The sequence below is a fragment of the Pseudomonas sp. SDO5532_S415 genome (assembly GCF_054071155.1).
The window spans coordinates 26,111-47,186 of record NZ_JBSVWS010000013.1 but is presented as its reverse complement, the minus strand read 5'-3'; the positions used below and the strand labels follow the sequence as shown (position 1 = coordinate 47,186).

Below are 21,076 nucleotides of genomic sequence, written 5' to 3'. Positions count from 1 at the left end.
GCAATTAACTTGCCGCTTGCAGCTTGAAGCTTGCAACTGCCCTTAAGCCTGATTGATCGGCTTTTCCGGGTACCAAACGTCCAGCAGCGGGCTGACTTCAACGCTGGTCAACTCGGTGCGGCCCTTGAGCCAGGCTTCAACGGCAGCGCGCTGTTCAGCGCTGACCGAGCCACGCTTCTGCAGGCAAACCAGACCGTAGTCGTCGCCGCCAACATAACCCAGGCCGTTGGCTTCCATGGCTTCTTTGAGGAACGCATCGAGGAAAGCATCAATGGCTTCATCAGCCAAATCTTCTTTGAAATCCAGGTTCAGTTCGAAACCCAGCTCTTGAAATTCATCGACGCACAGTTTTTTGCGCAGACGCTGGGAACGGTTAGTCGCCATTGGAACAATCCTCTTAAGTAATAACGGCCGGCACTTTAGCAGTTTAAGTCGCCGATTGCCCGCCTCTGAACGGCGCGCACCCTACCGCCGGTAAAAAAATAGCCGATAACAAGACCAAGGCACGGCACAAGCCATGACACCTTGGGGCATAATGCCGACACTTTCATGACCGCTGAGGGCTTTTCATTTTCATGCCCTCGTCTTTTCCCCTCGGCTGTAGGGTTTTATTTCACATGATCAAATCGTTGCGTCCACTGCTGCTGGCTGGCCTCATTTTCCCGCTGGCCCTCCCCGTTTCCGCTGAACCGATCAACACCGCGCTGTCGCCCAACGTTGAAAAAGCCCTCAAAGCCAGCAAGTTGCAGGACAACGCCCTGTCGTTGGTGATGATTCCACTCAACGGCCCGGGCACCCCGACCATTTTCAACGCCGACGTATCGGTCAACCCGGCCTCGACCATGAAACTGGTCACCACCTACGCGGCCCTGGAAATGCTCGGCCCGAACCACCAGTGGAAAACCGAGTTCTACACCGACGGCACCCTCAGCGGCGGCATCCTCAACGGCAACCTCTACCTCAAGGGTGGCGGTGATCCGAAACTGAACATGGAAAAACTCTGGCTGTTGATGCGCGATCTGCGCGCCAATGGCGTGACCCAGGTCACCGGCGACCTGGTGCTGGATAAGAACTTCTTCGCGCAACCGCAATTGCCGGAGTTCAACGACGACGGCAACGATGAGAACAAGCCGTTCCTGGTCAAGCCCGATGCGTTGCTGGTCAACCTCAAGGCCCTGCGCTTCGTTGCCCGCAACGATGGCGGCCGGGTGCTGATTTCCGTGGAACCGCCGATTGCCAGCATCCGCATCGAAAATCAGGTCAAAGCACTCAATTCCAAACAGTGCACCGGCGGTGTGCGTTACAACCCGGTCACCCAGGCCGATGGCAGCGTGACCGTCACGGTCGGCGGTCAATTGGGCGAAGGCTGCAGCTCGCAGACTTACCTGTCACTGCTCGACCATGCGACCTACACCGCCGGTGCCGTGCGCGCGATCTGGAAAGAACTGGGTGGCAGCATTCAAGGCCGGGACGTTCTGGCGCCAACGCCGAAAGACGCCAAGGTACTGGCCCGGGCATTCTCGCCGGACCTGGCGGAAATCATCCGCGACATCAACAAATACAGTAACAACACCATGGCCCAGCAGCTGTTCCTGAGCCTCGGCCAGAAATTCCGCACCGACGCCGACGGCGACGACGCCAAGGCTGCCCAGCGCGTGGTGCGTCAGTGGCTGGCCAAGAAAGGCATCACTGCGCCGCATCTGGTAATGGAGAATGGCTCCGGCCTGTCCCGCTCCGAGCGCGTCAGTGCTCGGGAAATGGCTTCAATGCTGCAAGCCGCGTGGCGCAGCCCATACGCCGCCGAATACATCAGCTCGATGCCGATAGCCGGTACCGACGGCACCATGCGTAAACGCCTGAAGACCACCGCGATGCGCGGTGAAGCCCACGTCAAGACCGGGACCCTGAACACCGTGCGGGCGATTGCCGGATACAGTCGCGACGTCAATGGCAATACCTGGGCCGTGGTGGCAATCCTCAACGACAAGGCCCCGTTTGGCGCCTCGTCGGTGCTCGATCAGGTGCTGCTGGACCTGTATCGCCAGCCGAAAACGCCGCAGACGGCTTCGGTTCTATAAGACACCACAGAACCACTGTGGGAGCGAGCCTGCTCGCGAAGACGGCAGCACATTCAACATTGATGTGACTGATAGACCGCTTTCGCGAGCAAGCCCGCTCCCACAGGTAAAGGTGTACGACTGACTAATTCATCTCCCCCTGCACCCGATCCCTTCCCGCCTGCTTCGCCGCATAAACCCCGGAATCCGCGCGCAGCAATAGCGCATCCGCGCCCTCGCCGACCCGCCAGCTGGCAATCCCGAAACTGGCCGTGACGACCCCCACTTCGTCGATCGGTGCATTGCGCAAGCTTTGCCACAATTCCACCGCCAGCAGATGGGCCTGTTCGCCGCCGATGTCCGGGCACAGCACCATAAACTCTTCGCCGCCCAGACGGCAGAACACATCCGTGCGTCGCAGCCGTTGACCAATGCGCTCACACACCGCCTGCAACACCCGATCGCCCACGGCATGACCGTGCTGATCATTGATGCGTTTGAAGTGGTCGATGTCGAGCATGATCACCGACAGCTCGCCGCCGCCACGCTCCACCCGGGCCATCTCGCCGGTCAGGCGCTCCTGGAAATAGCGGCGGTTGTGGATACCGGTCAGGGCGTCGGTGACCGACAGCGCGCGCAGCTCTTCTTCCACCCGCTTCATGTCGGAAATGTCCGAGATATAGCCATGCCACAGTACGCCGCCACCGGGGAGTTCCTCCGGCGTCGCCTCACCGCGGACCCAGCGCAGGCCGCGCCGGGGCAGTTGCACGCGGTATTCCTCGCGCCAGGGACTGAGGGTGTCCGCCGAAGCGCGGATCGATGCGCGAACACGAGTCGTGTCCTGAGGATGAATGCGCGTGAAGATCGCTTCGGCATTGAGCAGCAACACATCCGGTTCGAGCTCGTAGATCTCGCGAATACCGTCGCTGGCATAAATGACGCTGAAGCGACCGTCGAACTCCATCTTGAACTGGTAAATCCCGCCGGGCACATGGGCGCTGAGTTTCTTCAACAGCAGGTCCCGCGCCGCCAACGCCTCATGCACGCGTTTGCGTTCGGTAATGTCGATGCATACCGCCAGATGCCCGACCCACAAGCCTTGTTCGTCGAGCACCGGAGTGGCCAGCATGTTCACCATCAAATGGCTGCCATCGCCACGCACCAGCGTCCACTCCCGCGCTTCGTGCCCGCCCTCGATGCTGTTCTCGACCAACATCGCGTGGCAGGTCGGCACCGGCTTGCCGAATCGCGCGCTCAACTCGGCCGAACGTGCGGCGAGCTCCCGGGGCAAGTGCAGGTTTTCCAGGGTCATGTGCCCCACCACTTCGGCGGCGGTGTAGCCGAGCATTTGCTCGGCGCCGGCATTGAAGGTGCTGATCACCCCGCGCAGGTCCGTGGCGATGATTGCCACCTGGGTGGCGGCATTCAGCACCCCGCGCAACTGACCGTGGGTGCCGCGCAGTTCCTGTTCGCGGGCACGCAGTTCCTCGGTCCGCTGCTCGACCATTTTCAATGCCCGTTGCCGCTGGCTGACCAAGACGTAGAGCAAGGCACTGAGCAACATACTGAGCAAGCTTCCCAGCACCACCAGGGTGGTCACCGACGAATGATTGGCCTGCAGGAACGCCTCGCTGGGCTGGATATCGACTTGATAATCGTGATCAGCCAGGCGTAACAACCGGGTCGCGGACAACTCGCTGACGGCAGGAGCGTTCGGCGATTCGAACAGTACTTCGTGCTGTGCATCGGTGGATAAGTCGAGGATGCGCACCGAAAGATAATCACGGCCAGATTCCGGCAAGCCGTCGGCCAGCAGCTGACGCATGCTGATCACCGCCATCACATAACCGAACGGTTTGCCGGTTGCGCCATCCGGGTGGTTGCGCAACATGACCGGCGCGACCAGCAGCACACCCCGTGCATAGGCCGGTTCGATACTGACCAGGTGCATCGGTTGCGACACCGCCATGCGCCCGTGCCGGTCGGCCCGTTCGAGGGTGGCGCGCCGCATCGGCTGCGCCAGCAAATCGTAGCCGAGCGGCGCGCCGAGTTTGCTTTGCGTCTGGCTGTACACCACCACCACATACTCATCCCGTTCGGCAGCCAATTGCAGTTGGCCGTCGGCATTGAGTTCGCGCAGGGTAAAACCGCTCAGGCCCTCATCCCGCACGCGGCGCTCGAACGCCGCCCGCTGATCGCCACTGACCCGTTCGGCGAATGAATACGCCTGGGTGCGGTGCAACAGAGGTAGGGTGTAGCCGTTGAATTCTTCTCGGGAAACCGCATCGGAATTGGCGAAGAAGCGGCGCAGACCATCGAGGCGCTGCTCCTGATCTTCGAAACGTTCTTCGATACGGCTGTAACGCTCACTGGCCAGCAGCTGAAAACGTTGCCGCAATTGATGTTGAAACAGATTGAGCGTTGACCAGGCCAGTAACCCCGTGAGAATCCCGCCGACGAGCAATACCAGGAGCGCGACCAGCCAGGCCGAGACATCTTCGCTGATAAAACCCAGGATTTTTGGGCGCACGGCGTGCAACGACATAAATACAACTCAGAACGCCAGGTGCGGGAAAGCCCTTTGGCCTTGAGTTGAGTTATAGCTATTAGCCACTAATTTGACCAGCGCTGTAGGAGCGAGCTCTGCTCGCGATGGTCGATAACGATAACGCGTACTTTCTGGATGTACGCGGTGCTCTCGAATCCATCGCGAGCAGAGCTCGCTCCTACAAGGGTTCAACATCAGCGCGCGGTGATTTTCCACGCGCGGTGGATCTTGGCATTGCGCGCAAAATCCGGATCGATGGTCTGGGCGGTGATCTCTTCGATCGCATAACGCTCGGAAAGATTGGGCTCCAGCTCGAACTTGCGGAAGTTGTTGGAGAAGTACAAAACCCCACCGGTGGCCAACCGCGCCATGGCCAAGTCGATCAATTGCACCTGGTCACGCTGCACGTCGAAGATACCTTCCATGCGCTTGGAGTTGGAGAAGGTCGGCGGGTCGATGAAGATCAGGTCGTACTCGTCACGGCTCGCCTCCAGCCAGGCCATCACATCGCCCTGCTCCAGACGGTTCTTGTCCGAGAAACCGTTCAGCGACAGATTGCGCCGTGCCCAGTCCAGATAGGTCTTCGACAGGTCGACACTGGTGGTGCTGCGCGCGCCGCCCTTGGCCGCATGAACACTGGCGGTGGCGGTGTAGCAGAACAGATTGAGGAAGCGCTTGCCGGCCGCCTCTTTCTGAATGCGCAGGCGCATCGGCCGGTGGTCCAGGAACAGGCCGGTATCGAGGTAATCGGTGAGGTTCACCAGCAGCTTCACGCCGCCTTCGTTCACTTCGACAAACTTGCCCTGCGCCGCCTGGCGCTCGTACTGCCTGGTACCGCTCTGGCGCTCGCGGCGCTTGACCACCACGCGGCTCTTGTCGATGTTCAACGCCTGCGGAATCGCGGCCAGGGCATCGAACATGCGCGCCGAGGCTTTTTCCGGGTCGATGGATTTGGGGGCGGCGTATTCCTGGACGTGGACCCAATCCTGGTACAGGTCGATGGCCATGGAATATTCCGGCATGTCGGCATCGTAGACGCGGTAGCAGTCGATACCTTCACGCTTGACCCACTTGCCCAGGCCCTTGAGATTCTTTTGCAGGCGGTTGGCAAACATCTGCCCGCCTTCGCTCAGGCGAGGCTGCTCGACCACCGGCGCGGGGGCTGGAGTTGGCTTGATCGGATTGCCGTTCTTGTTGTATTTGCGCTCTTGCGGCTCGCTCGGCGCCTGATCATATTCAGCCTGCTCACGCTCGGCCTGACGCTGTTCCGGGGTGCGACGCTCGCCGGTGACGAATTGATCCGGCAGCACTTTGATCAACAGCAGTTTGCACGGCAAGGCGCCGTTCCAGAACGAATACTGCTTGTGGCTGCGGATACCCATGCGCTTGCCCAGGTCCGGCGCGCCGGTGAACACCGCGGCTTCCCAGTTCAGGCAGGCCTGACGCAGACGCTCGCCGAGGTTCTGGTAGAGGTAGAGCAGGCTCGCCTCGTCACCCAGACGTTCGCCGTAGGGAGGGTTGCAGATCACCAGGCCTTTCTGGTTCTGGTCCGGACGCGGCTCGAACGTCGCGACTTCGCCCTGGTAGATTTTGATCCACTCGCTCAGGCCGGCACGCTCGACGTTATTGCGACCCGGCTGAATCAGGCGCGGGTCGGCTTCGTAACCGCGAATCCACAGCGGTGGCTTGGCCAGGCCGGCGGCGGCGCGCTCGGCGGCTTCTTCATGGAGTTTTTTCCACAGCGCCGGCACGTGACCGAGCCAAGCGGTGAAACCCCATTGCTCGCGGCGCAGGTTCGGCGCGATATCGGCGGCGATCATCGCCGCTTCAACCAGGAAGGTACCCACACCACACATCGGGTCCGCCAGCGCGCCGCCTTCGGCCGCGATACGTGGCCAGCCGGAACGGATCAGGATCGCTGCCGCGAGGTTTTCCTTCAGCGGCGCCGCGCCTTGCTGCAAGCGATAACCGCGCTGGTGCAGGCTGTGGCCGGACAGGTCGAGGGACAGAATGGCTTCGCCACGGTCCAGACGCAGATGGATGCGCAGGTCGGGGTTGAGTTTGTCGATGGACGGACGGTCGCCCTGCGGCGTGCGCAGCTTGTCGACGATGGCGTCCTTGACCTTCAGCGCACCGAAGTGGGTGTTGTCGATACCCGAGCCATGACCGCTGAACTCGACCGCCAGGGTACCGTCATTGAGCATATGGTCTTGCCAGTCGATGTCGAGTACGCCGTGATAGAGATCTTCGGCGTCTTTCATCGGGAAACGCTTGAGTACCAGCAGCACCCGGTTGGCCAGGCGCGACCACAGGCACAGGCGATAAGCGGTTTCCATGGTGGCCATGCCGCGCACGGCAGAGGTGTGCTCACGTGCTTCCTCAAGGCCAAGCCCGACGGCTTCCTCGATGAGCAGGCCTTCAAGGCCTTTTGGGCAAGTGAGGAAGAGTTCGAAACGATCGGACATGAGGATTTCTGTGCCTTTGGCTGAGTGAACCGGCAACGCATTGCCGGCCCGGTTTTCAATCAGGCGCTTTTCTCGAAGAGCGCCCGCGTGGCACGAAGGTGTGCCGTCCCACCCTTGCTGCTCGGGTTAAAAGAGCTTAGATGCAAGGACAGATAAAAAAGTTGATGCAACAAAATGTCATAAGTCGACCCTTCGTCGAATAATCCCCACTGCAACGCGAGGCATTCTCACCAAAGGATTAAACCCTTCATCCTGCGGGGGGCCGATCATACAGGGCTTTGATCAATAAATACGCGGAGAACATCGTGTTACTTATGGCCATACCACATTAACGGTTACGTGCTTATGACAAAACGATCATTCCCTCGATGTGACGCATTGGTTAGAACTCAATACAGGTTGGCGCCGCAATGACGTCAACACCTTGGCTCGCCACGCCGGCAGCGAGCCCCCAACGGCAGAGTTTTTCTGCCTGACCTCAATTGAGGTCGACGCGATAAAAACAGTCAACAAGTGAGGGCTACACCCTATGAGAAGACTTAAGCGTGATCCGTTGGAAAGAGCATTTTTGCGCGGATATCAATATGGCGTTGGTGGCAAATCCCGTGAGCTTTGCCCATTTACTCTACCGTCGGTACGTCAAGCCTGGATTAACGGCTGGCGAGAAGGACGCGGCGACAACTGGGACGGTATGACCGGCACTGCGGGAATCCACAGACTCAACGAACTTCACGCCGTCGGCTAACACAGGGCACACACTCCGACACACAATCTGATTACGCAACGAATTAACCACGCACGTCCCATCCGGACGGCGGGCTACGGCCCAGGGGCTCCTTCGAGGAGCCCTTTTTTATGTCTGTTGGAAATCCAATAAAAACGCAACCACCTTTGTGGCGAGGGAGCTTGCTCCCGTTCGGCTGCGAAGCAGTCGTAAATCCTGCAACCACGCTTTACCTGACACGCTCAATTGGATGGTTTTGGGGACGCTTCGCAGCTCTGCGGGATCAAGCTCCCTCGCCACAAAAGCACCTTGCGTCAGCGCAGGGCGGCGATAGCGTCGACCGACTCGCGAATCAATGCCGGGCCTTTGTAGATAAAACCCGAATAGATCTGCACCAGGCTTGCGCCCGCGGTGATTTTCTCGGCCGCGTGTTTGCCTTCGGTGATGCCGCCCGCCGCGATGATCGGCAAGCGACCGCCCAGCTCGGCCGCCAGCACCTTCACAGTGTGGGTGCTCTTGTCGCGAACCGGTGCGCCCGACAGACCGCCCGCCTCGTCGCCATGCTCCATGCCTTCGACGCCCACGCGGCTCAGGGTGGTATTGGTCGCGATGACCGCGTCCATACCGGTTTCAATCAGTGCCTGGGCGACCTGGGCGGTTTCCTCGTCGGTCATGTCCGGGGCGATCTTGATGGCCAGCGGTACGTGCCTGCCGTGACGCAGCGCCAGTTCCGCGCGACGTGCAGCCAGGTCGGCCAGCAATTGCTTGAGCGAGTCACCGAATTGCAGGCTGCGCAGGCCCGGGGTGTTCGGCGAACTGACGTTGACCGTCACGTAGCTGGCGTGGGCGTAGACCTTGTCCAGGCAGATCAGGTAATCGTCGACGGCACGCTCGACCGGCGTATCGAAGTTCTTGCCGATGTTGATGCCCAACACGCCCTTGTACTTGGCCGCCGCCACGCGGGCCAGCAGGTGATCGACGCCGAGGTTGTTGAACCCCATGCGGTTGATGATCGCCTCGGCTTCCGGCAGACGGAACAGGCGTGGCTTCGGGTTGCCCGGCTGCGGACGCGGGGTGATGGTACCGATCTCGACAAAACCGAAACCCAACTGCGCAAAGCCGTCGATGGCCGCGCCGTTCTTGTCCAGACCGGCCGCCAGCCCTACCGGGTTCGGGAAGTCCAGCCCCATGACACTTACCGGCATCTTCGCCGGTGCCTTGCACAGCAAGCCGTTGAGCCCCAGACGCCCGCCCGCGCCGATCAGGTCCAGGGACAGATCGTGGGAAGTTTCCGGGGAAAGTTTGAACAACAGCTGACGGGCCAGGGTGTACATGGGCGGGTTGGACTCAGGGCGGCGAAAAGTGGCGGCGATTATAGCCGGGCACAGGTCCACAGGCGAGGCGCAAGAGAAAAACAGCCGGCGATGGCATATGCCTTGCACCCGCTCAGTCATCAGCACCCATGCCAACGACGGGATGAGTGCCAGGACAATGGCGTCGTCACCCGGACTTGCGTGTGCAAGGACCCGGGACGACGCTTTTTTTTGCAAGGTGAACACGCGATGAACGAACCGTCAGCCGGCCCTCTGGCCTGGGTCAATGGCAGCGATGCCCCGGAAAAGACCGAAATCAATCTGGGCTTCATGGCCCTGAGCGACTGCGCCTCGGTGGTGGTTGCCGCCACCCAGGGGTTCGCCCAGCCCTACGGCCTGACCCTGAACCTCAAGCGCCAACCGTCCTGGGCCAATCTGCGGGACAAACTGGTCAGCGGAGAACTCGACGCCGCCCACAGTCTCTACGGCTTGATCTATGCCGTGCACCTGGGCATCGGTGGCGTGGCCGCGACCGACATGGCCGTGCTCATGGGGCTGAACCAGAACGGCCAGAGCATCAACCTCTCCCACGGATTACAGAGCCTGGGCGTGACCGGTCCTGAGGCACTGCACCGACACGTGCACCAAACTCGCCCAAAACTGACCTTTGCTCAGACCTTTCCCACCGGCACCCACGCCATGTGGCTGTATTACTGGCTCGCCAGCCAGGGCATTCATCCGTTGCAGGACGTCGACAGCGTGGTGGTGCCGCCGCCGCAAATGGTCGCGCACCTGCAAGCGGGCCGCATCGACGGTTTTTGTGTCGGCGAGCCCTGGTCCGCCAGCGCGGTGCAACAGGATCTCGGTTTTACCCTGGCGACGACCCAGACCATCTGGCCCGATCACCCGGAAAAGGTCCTGGGCTGCACCCGCGCCTTCGTCGAGCAATACCCCAATACCGCCCGGGCGCTGGTGATGGCAATCCTGCAAGCCAGCCGTTTCATCGAAGACAGCACCGAAAACCGCCGCAGCACCGCGCAATTGCTCAGCGCACCGCAGTACCTCGACGCCCCGCTCGACTGCATCGAACCGCGCCTGCTGGGTGACTACGCCGACGGTCTCGGCAATCGCTGGCAAGACCCGCACGCCTTGCGTTTCCATGCTGATGGCGAGGTCAATTTGCCGTATCTGTCCGATGGCATGTGGTTCATGACCCAATTCCGTCGCTGGGGGTTGTTGCGCGACGATCCGGATTACCTCGCGGTGGCCCGTCATGTCCAGCAACTAGACTTGTACCGAGAGGCCGCCAGTGCCGTCGGAGTCGCTTCTGCGAGCGAAGCAATGCGCAGCAGCCAGCTGATCGACGGCAGGGTCTGGGATGGGTCTGATCCGGCCGGCTACGCCCGCAGCTTCAAGCTGCACGCCATGAGCGACAGCTCGCCCCTTATCGCCAGCCGCTGACAGGAGACTGCGAATATGTTGCGTATCCTGCTGATCAACGACACCGCGAAAAAAGTCGGGCGCCTGAAAGCGGCCCTGATCGAAGCCGGCTTCGAGGTGATCGACGAGTCCGGGCTGACCATCGACCTGCCCGAACGCGTCGAAACGGTGCGTCCGGACGTGATTCTGATCGATACCGAGTCACCCGGCCGCGATGTGATGGAGCAAGTGGTGCTGGTGAGCCGCGACCAGCCACGGCCGATCGTGATGTTTACCGACGAACACGACCCCGACGTGATGCGCCAGGCGATCAAGTCCGGGGTCAGTGCCTACATCGTCGAAGGCATTCACGCACAACGCTTGCAGCCGATTCTCGACGTGGCCATGGCCCGTTTCGAAAGCGACCAGGCCTTGCGCGCGCAACTGCATGCCCGCGACCAGCAACTGGCCGAGCGCAAGCGTATCGAGCTGGCCAAGGGTCTGCTGATGAAAATGAAGGACTGCAACGAAGAAGAGGCCTACACCCTGATGCGCCGCCAGGCCATGAGCCGCCAGCAGAAGCTGATCCAGGTGGCGGAGCAGATCATTGCCATGAGTGAGTTGCTTAATTGAAGCCCTGCTCCTCTGTGGCGAGGGAGCTTGCTCCCGTTGGGTTGCGCAGCGGCCCTAAAATCAGGCAATCCGATGAATCAGGTATTACTGGATTTACGACTGCTGCGCAGCCGAGCGGGAGCAAGCTCCCTCGCCACAAAAGCTCTTTCCCTGCATAGCTGGCTGTTGGCACAAATCTCGCTAGGTAATCGCCACAGGTAACCAACGGCGGTTGCCCCACCTACGACAAAGACGTCGCTCACCCCATTTGCCCCTGGCGAATCGGGTAGCGGCGTTTTTTTGTTTTGGCCCCATAGCTCGGGGCCGGTGGTGCGGCCCTGAGGCGCCCCACCTGCATGAATCCCGTTCGAGACTCCTATCAGCTGAGGTGCGCGATGAATTCAAGCTTCTGGAAATCCGGCCATACCCCGACCCTGTTCGCGGCCTTCCTCTATTTCGATTTGAGCTTCATGGTCTGGTACCTGCTCGGCCCCCTGGCGGTGCAAATCGCCGGTGACTTGCACTTGACCACCCAACAGCGCGGGCTGGTGGTGGCCACGCCGATTCTGGCCGGCGCGGTGTTGCGCTTTGTGATGGGCATGCTGGCTGATCGCCTGTCACCGAAAACCGCCGGCATCATCGGTCAAGTGATCGTCATTTGTGCGTTGTTCGGTGCCTGGAAACTCGGGATCCACAGCTACGAGCAAGCGCTGCTGCTGGGGCTGTTCCTGGGCATGGCTGGCGCCTCTTTCGCCGTCGCCCTGCCCCTGGCATCGCAATGGTATCCGCCGCAGCATCAAGGCAAAGCCATGGGCATCGCCGGGGCCGGTAACTCGGGCACCGTGCTGGCCGCGCTGATTGCGCCAGTGCTGGCAGCGGCGTTTGGCTGGAGCAATGTATTCGGCTTCGCCTTGATCCCGCTGATCCTGACCCTGATCGTCTTCGCCTGGCTGGCCAAAAACGCCCCCGAACGGCCGAAAGCCAAGTCGATGGCCGACTACTTCAAGGCGCTGGGCGACCGCGACAGCTGGTGGTTCATGTTCTTCTACTGTGTGACCTTCGGCGGCTTCATTGGCCTGGCCAGTGCCCTGCCCGGTTATTTCAACGACCAGTATGGCCTGAGCCCGGTGACCGCCGGTTACTACACCGCGGCCTGCGTGTTCGGCGGCAGCCTGATGCGTCCTTTGGGCGGCGCCCTGGCTGATCGCTTCGGCGGCATCCGCACCTTGCTGGCGATGTACACCGTAGCGGCGATCTGCATCGCGGCCGTGGGTTTCAACCTGCCAAGTTCCTACGCGGCCCTGGCACTTTTCGTCTGCACCATGCTGGGTCTTGGGGCAGGCAACGGCGCGGTGTTCCAGTTGGTTCCACAACGCTTCCGTCGGGAGATCGGCGTGATGACCGGCCTGATCGGCATGGCTGGCGGCATTGGCGGTTTTGCCCTCGCCGCCGGGATGGGTGCGATCAAACAAAGCACCGGCAGCTACCAAATGGCGCTGTGGCTGTTCGCCAGTCTCGCCGTCCTCGCCTGGTTCGGCCTGCATGGCGTGAAGCGTCGCTGGAGAACCACCTGGGGCTCGGCCGCTGTAACCGCTGCACGGGTCTGATGCTTCCATGAGCCTGCAACTGAGTTTTGCCGAAGCCAGCGCCATCGGTCCGCGCGACGAAAACCAGGACGCCCTGCGCCTGGTGACGCCGGCCCCGGCGCTGGCAGCCAGCAAGGGCTACCTGTTTGCCATCGCCGACGGCGTCAGCCAGTGTGCCGATGGCGGCTTGGCCGCCCGATCGACGCTGCAGGCCCTGGCGCTGGATTACTACGCCACTCCGGAAACCTGGGGTGTCGCCCAGGCACTGGATCGCCTGCTGATCGCGCAGAATCGCTGGTTGCAGGCCAACGGCAGTGGGCAACCACTGCTGACTACGGTCAGTGCCCTGGTCTTGCGTGGCCGGCGTTTTACCCTGGCCCACGTCGGTGATTGCCGGGTGTATCGCTGGCATGCCGATCAATTGCAGCGGGTCAGCGAAGATCACGTGTGGGATCAACCGGGCATGCAGCATGTGCTCAAGCGGGCACTGGGGCTCGATCAGCACCTGGTGCTGGATTTTCTCGACGGTGAATTGCGTCAGGATGAGAGCTTCGTGCTGCTCAGCGATGGTGTCTGGGCGGTTCTGGGCGATACCGCGATTGCCGCCATACTGCGTGATCAACCGGATCTGGACCACGCCGCGCAGACGCTGGTGAGGGCCGCGCACCTGGCCGGCAGCCAGGACAATGCCAGCGCCTTGCTGGTGCGGGTCGATGCCCTCGGTGAAACCAGCATTGGCGACGCGCTGATTCAGTTGCAGCAATGGCCGCTGCCGCCGACGCTGAAACCGGGCCAGGACTTCGAGGGTTGGCAGGTCGAAGCCATTCTCGGCCAGAGCCAGCAATCGCTGCTTTATCGAGTGCGTGACAGCCAGCAACAACCCTGGCTGCTGAAAACCCTGCCCGGTGCTCTGCGTGATGATCACTTGGCCGGGCAAGCATTGTTGTCGGAAGAATGGTTTCTCAAGCGTGTGGCCGGGCGACATTTTCCTGAAGTCCATGCTGCCAGTCAGCGTCAGCATTTGTACTACGTGATGCGTGAATATTCCGGCTCCACCCTGGCGCAACTGCAGGCGCGGATCGGAACGTTGCCACTGCCCCAGTGGCAGGACCTGGCCGAGCGACTGCTCAAAGCGGTCGGCCTGCTGCATCGACGCCAGATCCTGCATCGAGACATCAAACCGGAAAACCTGCTGCTGGGGGACGATGGTGAGTTGCGCCTGCTGGATTTCGGGCTCGCTTACTGCCCCGGCCTGTCCGAAGACCAACCCTCTGCCCTGCCCGGAACACCCAGCTACATCGCGCCGGAAGCGTTTCGCGGTGAAGCGCCGACAGCGCAACAGGATCTGTATGCGGTCGGTGTGACCCTTTACTACCTGCTCACCGGGCATTTTCCCTACGGCGAAATCGAAGCTTTCCAGCGTCCACGATTCGGCGTGCCCGTCAGCGCCAGCCGCTACCGCCCGGACCTACCGGAATGGCTGGCGCTCAGCCTGGAACGCGCGGTAGCGGCGGATCCGGCTCAGCGCTTTGAAACAGCGGAAGAATGGTTGCTGCAGATAGAACAGGGTGAGCGCCGCAGCTTGAGCGTGCGCCCCCGGCCGCTGCTGGAGCGCGAGCCGCTGAAAGTGTGGAGAACGTTGGCGCTGGTGTCGCTACTGATAAATCTGGCGCTGCTGTTTGCGGTATTTCATGGCTGAGACCGAGTTGCGCCCTTCGCGAGCGGGCTCGCTCCCACAAGGGATCGTGTGAACACCTCCGAATCCCCTGTGGGAGCGAGCCGGCTCCGGGCGGCGTTCCGACGAAGGCGAACTGAACGTCGCTGCAATTCTTTCGACTTGCTCCATTACCGTTTCACAATGAGGAAAACACGATGAACGCAAAAGTCTGGCTGGTCGGTGCAGGCCCTGGTGATCCGGAATTGTTGACGCTCAAGGCCGTGCGGGCGATGAGAGAAGCGGATGTCGTGCTGATCGATGATCTGGTGAATGACGCAGTCCTTGAACACTGCAGCAATGCGCGAATCATTCCCGTGGGTAAACGCGGCGGCTGCCGCTCCACGCCACAAGCGTTCATTCACCGCCTGATGCTGCGCTACGCGCGCCAAGGCAAATGCGTGGTGCGGCTCAAGGGTGGCGATCCGTGCATTTTCGGGCGCGGCGGTGAAGAGGCACAGTGGTTGCGCGAACGCGGGGTTGAGGTCGAACTGGTCAATGGCATCACCGCCGGGCTCGCTGGCGCCACGCAATGCGATATTTCGCTGACCCTGCGCGGTGTAGCGCGCGGCGTGACACTGGTGACGGCCCATACCCAGGACGGCAGCAGCCTGAACTGGCAGGCGCTGGCCCAAAGCGGTACGACCCTGGTGATCTACATGGGCGTGGCCAAGCTCAGTGAAATACGTGAACAACTGTTGGCGGGCGGAATGAGGGCCGACACGCCAGTGGCGATGATCGAAAACGCTTCACTGCCGCAACAACGGGAATGTCGGAGCGATCTGACGGGCATGGAAGAAGCTGCCCACGCCTTCGAGCTGAAAAGCCCGGCGATTCTGGTGATTGGCGCAGTAGCCGCCAACGCAACATCTCCCGTGTGGGAGCGTGGCTTGCCCGCGAATACGGTCTGTCAATCAGCCTGACATTGCTGACTCACCGGCACTCCCACCAAATCGCAGACAAAGAAAAGCCCGGCCTAAGCCGGGCTTTTCTCAAAGCTGCGGGCTAATTACTTAGCTTGAGCTTCAACCTGCGCTTCTACGCGACGGTTTACAGCGCGGCCAGCGTCAGTGGCGTTGTCAGCAACCGGGCGGGATTCGCCGTAGCCAACAGACTGAACGCGGGACGATTCAACACCGTACTGGTTGGTCAGAACTTGCTTAACGGCGTTTGCACGACGCTCGGACAGTTTCTGGTTGTAAGCATCAGGACCGACGGAGTCAGTGTGACCTTCAACAGTGGTGCTGGTGGATGGGTACTGCTTCATGAAGTCAGCCAGGTTTTTGATGTCGCCGTAGCTGTTAGGCTTGACTACCGACTTGTCGAAGTCGAATTTCACGTCCAGCTCTACACGTACGACTTCAGCAACTGCTGGGCAGCCATCAGCGTCAACGGTAACGTTGGCTGGGGTGTCCGGGCACTTGTCGACGTTGTCGCACACGCCATCGTTGTCGCTGTCGGAGCAGACTTCAGCTGGTGCTGGAACTGGAGCAGCGGCTGGCTTGGAGCCGCCACCGAAGTTCACACCGATACCGACGCTAGGAGCCCACTCAGTGTTGCCCTGGTCGATGTTGTATTGAGCTTCAACGCCGGCACGGGCGTAGAAGTTGTCGGTGAAGTACAGCTTGGCGCCGCCACCAACGTTGGCGAAAGTGGAACGGTCACGGCCGTTCGAACCGTTCTGGTCGATGCTCTGGTCGGAGAAACCGGCCGAGACGTAAGGACGCAGCATGTCGCCTGGGTTGTTGAAGTGGTACAGAGCGTCCAGAGCGGTGTTAGCGCCTTTTACGTTCTTACCGTCGTCAGCACGGACGTTGTGTACTTCGTCGTAGGCCAGACGCAGCTCAACGTCGTCAGTCAGGAAGTAACCAACCGAGCCACCGAACAGGTTGCCGTCGTTTTTGAAGTTACGGGTGCTGTCATAGTACTCTTTCTTGGCGAAGCCTTCGATTTCAACTGCGCCTTGGCCCTGTGCCAGAGCGCCGATCGAAGTGGCGGCAATAAGAGAACCAATGGCCAAGCCCAAGGTGTTTTTCAGTTTCATCCGTTAAATCCCCATCTGGTGATTGTGAAGCAGTCCCGCAAACCGGGGGACAACTCGGCGGCAAGTCTATCAGAACTTGCCTACACGTAAGAGATATTTGCGCCGAACTAAGTTTCGGCAACGCCTGCAAATTTCTCACGCAATTTATCTAGAGCGCGTTTGTACCGCATTTTTGTTGCACTCAAACCCATGTGCATGATGTCTGCGATCTCCTGAAATTCCAGCTCTGCGACAAATCGTAGCACCAGAATTTCGCGGTCAATCGGGTTCACATACACTAGCCAGCGATCAAGTCCGCCCTTCTCCTCGGGTTTCGGCGCCTTTTCTTCGGACGCTTCTTCGAGGGGGTCCAGACTCAATGCGTCCATCAAGCGACGCTTTCGCCGTTCCTTCCGATACTGTGTGATGCACTCGTTGTACGTGATGCTATATAGCCATGTCTTGAACTTCGATTTGCCCTCGAAGTTCTTCAAGCCATACAACACCTTCAACATCACTTCCTGACAGACATCATCTGCATCGCGATCGTTCCCGAGATATCGTGCACAGACGTTAAATAATGTTCGCTGGTAACGCCGCATCAGTTCTTCATAGGCGCGCGTAACATGAAACAGCTCGGTATGCGAGCGCGCGACCAACTCCTCATCAGAGAGCTCGCGGGGGTCGTAGCGCGTGGATAGCGATTGGGCTTTATTCAAAACAAGTCGGGCCGACAGTCAGGTCAATGTCCACCGCTGCCTGCGTCTGCAGGCTTTTTTGCGGCGGCATACATTAGCAGGGTTTGCCGGGTTAGCGGCTACTCACATGCTGCTCAAGGAGGATCCGATTGGAAAGAGAGACTAGCTCACCCTCATCGGTCAGCAATGTGGTTTTAACCGTGCCGATCTCTTCGATCTGCCCTTCGACCTCGCCAACACGCACTTGTTGCCCAACCTGGTACAACTCACGCACATAGATTCCCGCAAGAATCTGACCGGCAATTTCCCGGCTTCCCAACCCCATGGCCAGCGCAACCGCCAGACCAACGGTAATCAAAACGATGACGATCACATGGTTGAGCAGGTCAGTTTTGACCTCCAACTGGCTGATCGCTACCGAGATGCTGATGATGATCACCAGGCCCTGGGCAATTCGCCCCAACCCGGAAGCGTAGTCCAGGCCTACGCCTTCCGCCGCGCCGCGCACCAGGCCATTGGCCAGTTGCGCCAGCAGGACACCCACCAGCAGCACCAGCGCTGCGCCGAATACCTTCGGCAAATACAACGCAAGCATATCCAGCGTAGCTGAAACTCGCTCAAGTCCAAGGGATTCTGCGGCAGAAACCAGAAAAATCAGCAGAACGAACCAATAAACGATTTTACCGATCAGCGTGGAGATCGGAACCTGGAGACCGGCGCGTGACAGCAGCTTGGTCAGGCCGGTGCCGCCCATCAGGCGATCGAGGCCCAGTTTGGCGAGCAATTTGGACAGCAATGTGTCCAGCAGCTTGGCCACGACAAAACCCAAAAGCAGCACAACCAGTGCGCCAAACAGGTTCGGAATGAAGTTCGCAACCTTGGTCCATAACGCAGTCATTGCAGTGACGAGGCTCTGTGTCCAGAGATCAAGTTCCATATTCAATCAGCCTTATCAGCAGTGCGAGCGGTAGGTTTACGAAGACGGGACACCGGCGCCACGTGGGCCGAGCCGTTATTCAGAGCGATCATCAGCGCGGGCAGCCAGCGGCCCAGCAGGCTGAACAGATCGCCGGCGCCGACCTGGCGGTTGGCGGTTTTCAGGACGCGACCAAGGCATGCATCGTCGTCCCGGGTGGACGGTGATGCCTTGAGCATGTCACGCAAAGACTCTTCAAACGGATCGTGCATACGCACCTCTCGTGATGTCTGTGAAAGACGCGGTCAAATTTGGTCGGGTCACATGGGTCACTTTCAAACCCAGCGCAAACGTCGGAATAACCACCACTGCCCGAGCGCCACCGAAATCATCAGCAGGCAGGCGACGAGGAAGCCATAGGGGCTTTCGGAAAACGGAATACCCCCGACGTTGATCCCCAAAAGACCGGTCAGAAAACTCATCGGCAGAAAGATCCCGGTGATGATCCCGAAGCGATACATCGTGCGGTTCATGCGCACGCTCAAGCGGCGGTCTTCAGCCTCCAGGACCAGCCCCACCCGCTCCCGCGTTAACTCAAGTTCCTCTAAATAACGGGTCAGGCTGTTGTTCAATTCATTCCAGTAATCCCCGTCGTCCTCAACGAACCACGGCAACTTGATCCGCGTCAGCTGACCAAAAATATCCCGCTGCGGAGCGAGAAACCGCTTCAACGCAGCCGCCCGGCGACGGATCTGTAAAACCTCTCCATGCTCGGGTGTATACCGTTCGTCGGCATCCAGCTTTTCTTCTTCCTCATCGACCACTTCCGAGAGGCAACTGACCAGATCCTGCACCTTGTTGGTGAGGTACTGCGCCATATAAAGAATGAGTTCGGAGGCGGTTTTCGGTCCCTTGCCGTCCGCCAGTTGCACCAGCAGCTCTTCGGTGGCGCGCAATGGACGCAAACGCAGGGAAATGACCCGTTGGGCCGAGCCGAAGATCCGTACCGACACCATATCTTCAGGCTCGGCGCCCGGATTGAGGTTTACCCCACGCAAAAATAGCAGCAGTTCGCTGTCCGAAAGCTGTAGAAGGCGCGGACGGGTATTTTCTTCCAGCAAGAGGTCGCAGCTGAACTCGCTCAGACCGCTGGTTTTGCGCAGCCAGGTCTGGGTTTGCGGGTGACTGCGATCCCAGTGCAGCCACAGGCTTTCATGGGCCTGCAGCTGCAAGTCATCGAGTTCTGTCCGGGCTATCGAACGCGCACCGCCTTTACCGTCCAGCACAAGGGCATGTACCAGCCCCCACTGCGCGTTTTCTTCCTCGAACATCCGCATTCCATTCTTCAAAAAAAGTCGGCTGAATCTTACTCAGGCATTTTCAGCGGGCTTGGCGAAATGATCACGCCATTGTTGTCCGCATAGATGTACTGGCCTGGATGGAAGGTCACGCCGGCGAAGGTCACGGCAACGTTGAGGTCGCCGATGCCACGCTTGTCGGTCTTCATCGGGTGACTGGCCAGCGCCTGCACCCCCAGGTCGGTTTGCGCGATAACGTCGACATCACGGATGCAACCGTAGATCACCAGCCCTTCCCAGCCGTTATTTGCCGCCTTCTCGGCCAGCATGTCGCCCAGCAGCGCGCGACGCAGGGAGCCGCCGCCATCGACCACCAGTACCTTGCCCTTGCCGTTGAGTTCGACCTGATCCTTGACCAGCGAGTTGTCTTCGAAGCACTTGATGGTCACGATTTCGCCGCCGAAGGAATCACGGCCGCCGAAATTGCTGAACATCGGTTCCAGCACCTGCACCAGCTCCGGGTAGGTGTCGCACAGGTCAGGCGTGAGGTAATGGATCATCGAGAAACTCCTGTAAAGAGGAAGACGGGACGAACATCACTGATGACTCAATCATCAAAAATGACTGGAATAGCTCAATCCGTCATATCTTAGCCGCAAGCCGATCAGAGCGAAATGCCCCTGATAGAGCGTCCAGCTTAGATCGTCGTGGTCAAATCCGCTTGATTGCCCAGCAGCGGTGTTTGTTGATCCGCCAACCAGCGGGCCACCAGCGGCCAGACTTCAGCCTGGGCGGCTTTGCTGACCAGCATTTCCACGTGACCAAAATTGTCACTAAAGCCCTGATCGCGACCCAGGTTGATAAATTGCTTGTGCTCGGAACCCACCTGATCGAACAACTTGTGACAAGCCCAGGTCGGATCCTGATGATCGCCTGCGGCGCTCACTGCCAGCACCGGCAACTTGACCTCGGCCAACCCTGCCCACCAGTCCTTGTCGGCATCGCCAAAGCGCCCGAACAAGCCGTACCAGCGCATGCTTTCCAGGGCCAACCCGATCGGCTCGTCTTCCGGACCGCGCTTGAGTCGTGAACCCGACAACTGGGCAAAACGCTTGAGAATGAAACGCCCGCTCCACTCGACTGGCGGAATTTTCAACGGCCAATAGGTGCGGCTGACTTGCGTGCCGAAAAATGCCGCGGACGCCACCACCGGCTCGCCAATGTAATCACCACCCAGCGCTGCCGCCAGGGTAATGCCGCCCAGCGAATGGCCGATCCAGTGCGGGACCTGGCCGCTTTGCTCGCGCACGAATGCGCCAATGGCCGGCAGATCGTAACGCGCATAGTCGGCAACGCGGTTTTTGCGATAGTTCTGGTTGCGCTGGGACAAGCCGTGACCGCGCATTTCCGGAATCCAGACATCGAATCCCAGGCGCGTCAGATAAGCCCCCAGGCCCAGGCCCTTGGGGGAAAACCAGAAGCGTCGATTGGAAAAGCTGCCATGCAACAGAATCACCGGCACGCCGCGCACGGAGTGCTCATCGGCCATGCCCAGGCGCGTCACAGCCAGCTCGACGGTACCGTCAGGGCTGTTGGCGGGCTTCAATCGATAGACATCTTCGCTCAGATCACCGCGCCGCTCGGCGCTGATCAGGGCGACAGGAAATAGGTTGCTGCTGCTTTGCATAGTCTCTTGCACAAAA

At 60.0% G+C, this 21,076-nt stretch carries 18 protein-coding genes; 7 read left to right on the top strand and 11 right to left on the bottom strand.

What is annotated here, in order from left to right:
• Positions 1 to 42 precede the first annotated feature (42 nt).
• A complete protein-coding gene (locus tag ACW9HW_RS06425) occupies positions 43 to 384 on the bottom strand; it encodes a YggL family protein (RefSeq protein WP_046042876.1) in 342 nt (113 codons plus the stop codon).
• Between the two features lie 233 nt (positions 385 to 617).
• On the opposite strand from ACW9HW_RS06425, the gene dacB reads away from it, so the two are divergent.
• A complete protein-coding gene (gene dacB / locus ACW9HW_RS06420; protein WP_457398978.1) occupies positions 618 to 2,078 on the top strand; it encodes a D-alanyl-D-alanine carboxypeptidase/D-alanyl-D-alanine endopeptidase in 1,461 nt (486 codons plus the stop codon).
• Positions 2,079 to 2,202: 124 nt separating this feature from the next.
• Here dacB and ACW9HW_RS06415 read toward each other — a convergent pair whose 3' ends face one another.
• Both ACW9HW_RS06415 and rlmKL read right to left on the bottom strand, forming a co-directional pair.
• On the bottom strand, positions 2,203 to 4,602 hold the full coding sequence (locus ACW9HW_RS06415) for a sensor domain-containing diguanylate cyclase (protein WP_457398976.1): 2,400 nt from the start codon (positions 4,600 to 4,602) through the stop codon (positions 2,203 to 2,205).
• Positions 4,603 to 4,799: 197 nt separating this feature from the next.
• Complete coding sequence (gene rlmKL, locus ACW9HW_RS06410) at positions 4,800 to 7,070, bottom strand: bifunctional 23S rRNA (guanine(2069)-N(7))-methyltransferase RlmK/23S rRNA (guanine(2445)-N(2))-methyltransferase RlmL (RefSeq protein ID WP_095197297.1); 2,271 nt, start codon at positions 7,068 to 7,070, stop codon at positions 4,800 to 4,802.
• A gap of 529 nt (positions 7,071 to 7,599) precedes the next feature.
• Between rlmKL and rmf the strand changes: the two genes are divergently transcribed.
• Positions 7,600 to 7,815 (top strand): ribosome modulation factor, encoded by a 216-nt coding sequence (gene rmf, locus ACW9HW_RS06405; protein WP_003223300.1) that lies wholly within the window; start codon positions 7,600 to 7,602, stop codon positions 7,813 to 7,815.
• A gap of 293 nt (positions 7,816 to 8,108) precedes the next feature.
• Here rmf and ACW9HW_RS06400 read toward each other — a convergent pair whose 3' ends face one another.
• Entirely contained in the window at positions 8,109 to 9,128 is a 1,020-nt protein-coding gene (locus ACW9HW_RS06400; RefSeq protein ID WP_095197296.1) for a quinone-dependent dihydroorotate dehydrogenase, read from the bottom strand.
• Positions 9,129 to 9,356: 228 nt separating this feature from the next.
• Here ACW9HW_RS06400 and ACW9HW_RS06395 point away from each other — a divergent pair, with 228 nt between their 5' ends.
• The 5 genes from ACW9HW_RS06395 to cobA all read left to right on the top strand — a co-directional run bounded on the left by ACW9HW_RS06395 (position 9,357) and on the right by cobA (position 15,361).
• Entirely contained in the window at positions 9,357 to 10,568 is a 1,212-nt protein-coding gene (locus ACW9HW_RS06395; protein ID WP_457398974.1) for a CmpA/NrtA family ABC transporter substrate-binding protein, read from the top strand.
• Positions 10,569 to 10,583: 15 nt separating this feature from the next.
• The gene (locus ACW9HW_RS06390; protein WP_095197294.1) at positions 10,584 to 11,159 is read left to right on the top strand and encodes an ANTAR domain-containing response regulator; all 576 of its coding nucleotides are present in this window, start codon (positions 10,584 to 10,586) and stop codon (positions 11,157 to 11,159) included.
• Between the two features lie 374 nt (positions 11,160 to 11,533).
• Positions 11,534 to 12,745 (top strand): nitrate/nitrite transporter, encoded by a 1,212-nt coding sequence (locus tag ACW9HW_RS06385; protein WP_095197293.1) that lies wholly within the window; start codon positions 11,534 to 11,536, stop codon positions 12,743 to 12,745.
• Positions 12,746 to 12,752: 7 nt separating this feature from the next.
• Positions 12,753 to 14,423, top strand: coding sequence for a protein kinase domain-containing protein (locus ACW9HW_RS06380; RefSeq protein ID WP_457398973.1), 1,671 nt, complete (start codon positions 12,753 to 12,755; stop codon positions 14,421 to 14,423).
• Between the two features lie 173 nt (positions 14,424 to 14,596).
• On the top strand, positions 14,597 to 15,361 hold the full coding sequence (gene cobA / locus ACW9HW_RS06375; protein ID WP_095197291.1) for a uroporphyrinogen-III C-methyltransferase: 765 nt from the start codon (positions 14,597 to 14,599) through the stop codon (positions 15,359 to 15,361).
• A gap of 86 nt (positions 15,362 to 15,447) precedes the next feature.
• On the opposite strand, the gene ACW9HW_RS06370 is transcribed toward cobA, so the two are convergent.
• The 7 genes from ACW9HW_RS06370 to ACW9HW_RS06340 all read right to left on the bottom strand — a co-directional run bounded on the left by ACW9HW_RS06370 (position 15,448) and on the right by ACW9HW_RS06340 (position 21,060).
• Complete coding sequence (locus ACW9HW_RS06370) at positions 15,448 to 16,482, bottom strand: OmpA family protein (protein WP_095197290.1); 1,035 nt, start codon at positions 16,480 to 16,482, stop codon at positions 15,448 to 15,450.
• 107 nt (positions 16,483 to 16,589) lie between these two features.
• Positions 16,590 to 17,180, bottom strand: coding sequence for an RNA polymerase sigma factor SigX (gene sigX, locus ACW9HW_RS06365; protein ID WP_064678884.1), 591 nt, complete (start codon positions 17,178 to 17,180; stop codon positions 16,590 to 16,592).
• A 91-nt stretch (positions 17,181 to 17,271) separates the two neighbouring features.
• On the bottom strand, positions 17,272 to 18,096 hold the full coding sequence (locus ACW9HW_RS06360) for a mechanosensitive ion channel family protein (RefSeq protein ID WP_008048604.1): 825 nt from the start codon (positions 18,094 to 18,096) through the stop codon (positions 17,272 to 17,274).
• Positions 18,097 to 18,098: 2 nt separating this feature from the next.
• Positions 18,099 to 18,353 (bottom strand): CrfX protein, encoded by a 255-nt coding sequence (locus ACW9HW_RS06355; RefSeq protein ID WP_371917554.1) that lies wholly within the window; start codon positions 18,351 to 18,353, stop codon positions 18,099 to 18,101.
• 57 nt (positions 18,354 to 18,410) lie between these two features.
• Positions 18,411 to 19,406, bottom strand: a complete 996-nt coding sequence (locus tag ACW9HW_RS06350; RefSeq protein ID WP_095197288.1) for a zinc transporter ZntB — start codon at positions 19,404 to 19,406, stop codon at positions 18,411 to 18,413.
• A 35-nt stretch (positions 19,407 to 19,441) separates the two neighbouring features.
• Positions 19,442 to 19,930, bottom strand: a complete 489-nt coding sequence (rraA, locus tag ACW9HW_RS06345; protein ID WP_457398993.1) for a ribonuclease E activity regulator RraA — start codon at positions 19,928 to 19,930, stop codon at positions 19,442 to 19,444.
• Between the two features lie 140 nt (positions 19,931 to 20,070).
• Positions 20,071 to 21,060 carry an alpha/beta fold hydrolase gene (locus ACW9HW_RS06340; protein ID WP_095197286.1) on the bottom strand — a complete coding sequence of 330 codons (990 nt, stop codon included), beginning with the start codon at positions 21,058 to 21,060 and terminating at the stop codon, positions 20,071 to 20,073.
• Positions 21,061 to 21,076 lie beyond the last annotated feature (16 nt).

Excerpts from the sequence above, each read along its gene's own strand:
- ACW9HW_RS06400 (WP_095197296.1), bottom strand. The coding sequence starts at position 9,128 with ATGTACACCCTGGCCCGTCAGCTGTTGTTCAAACTTTCCCCGGAAACT.
- rmf (WP_003223300.1), top strand. The coding sequence starts at position 7,600 with ATGAGAAGACTTAAGCGTGATCCGTTGGAAAGAGCATTTTTGCGCGGA.
- ACW9HW_RS06360 (WP_008048604.1), bottom strand. The coding sequence starts at position 18,096 with ATGGAACTTGATCTCTGGACACAGAGCCTCGTCACTGCAATGACTGCG.
- dacB (WP_457398978.1), top strand. The coding sequence starts at position 618 with ATGATCAAATCGTTGCGTCCACTGCTGCTGGCTGGCCTCATTTTCCCG.
- ACW9HW_RS06390 (WP_095197294.1), top strand. The coding sequence starts at position 10,584 with ATGTTGCGTATCCTGCTGATCAACGACACCGCGAAAAAAGTCGGGCGC.
- cobA (WP_095197291.1), top strand. The coding sequence starts at position 14,597 with ATGAACGCAAAAGTCTGGCTGGTCGGTGCAGGCCCTGGTGATCCGGAA.
- ACW9HW_RS06350 (WP_095197288.1), bottom strand. The coding sequence starts at position 19,406 with ATGTTCGAGGAAGAAAACGCGCAGTGGGGGCTGGTACATGCCCTTGTG.
- ACW9HW_RS06370 (WP_095197290.1), bottom strand. The coding sequence starts at position 16,482 with ATGAAACTGAAAAACACCTTGGGCTTGGCCATTGGTTCTCTTATTGCC.
- ACW9HW_RS06425 (WP_046042876.1), bottom strand. The coding sequence starts at position 384 with ATGGCGACTAACCGTTCCCAGCGTCTGCGCAAAAAACTGTGCGTCGAT.
- rlmKL (WP_095197297.1), bottom strand. The coding sequence starts at position 7,070 with ATGTCCGATCGTTTCGAACTCTTCCTCACTTGCCCAAAAGGCCTTGAA.
- ACW9HW_RS06340 (WP_095197286.1), bottom strand. The coding sequence starts at position 21,060 with ATGCAAAGCAGCAGCAACCTATTTCCTGTCGCCCTGATCAGCGCCGAG.
- ACW9HW_RS06395 (WP_457398974.1), top strand. The coding sequence starts at position 9,357 with ATGAACGAACCGTCAGCCGGCCCTCTGGCCTGGGTCAATGGCAGCGAT.
- ACW9HW_RS06385 (WP_095197293.1), top strand. The coding sequence starts at position 11,534 with ATGAATTCAAGCTTCTGGAAATCCGGCCATACCCCGACCCTGTTCGCG.
- ACW9HW_RS06415 (WP_457398976.1), bottom strand. The coding sequence starts at position 4,602 with ATGTCGTTGCACGCCGTGCGCCCAAAAATCCTGGGTTTTATCAGCGAA.
- ACW9HW_RS06380 (WP_457398973.1), top strand. The coding sequence starts at position 12,753 with ATGAGCCTGCAACTGAGTTTTGCCGAAGCCAGCGCCATCGGTCCGCGC.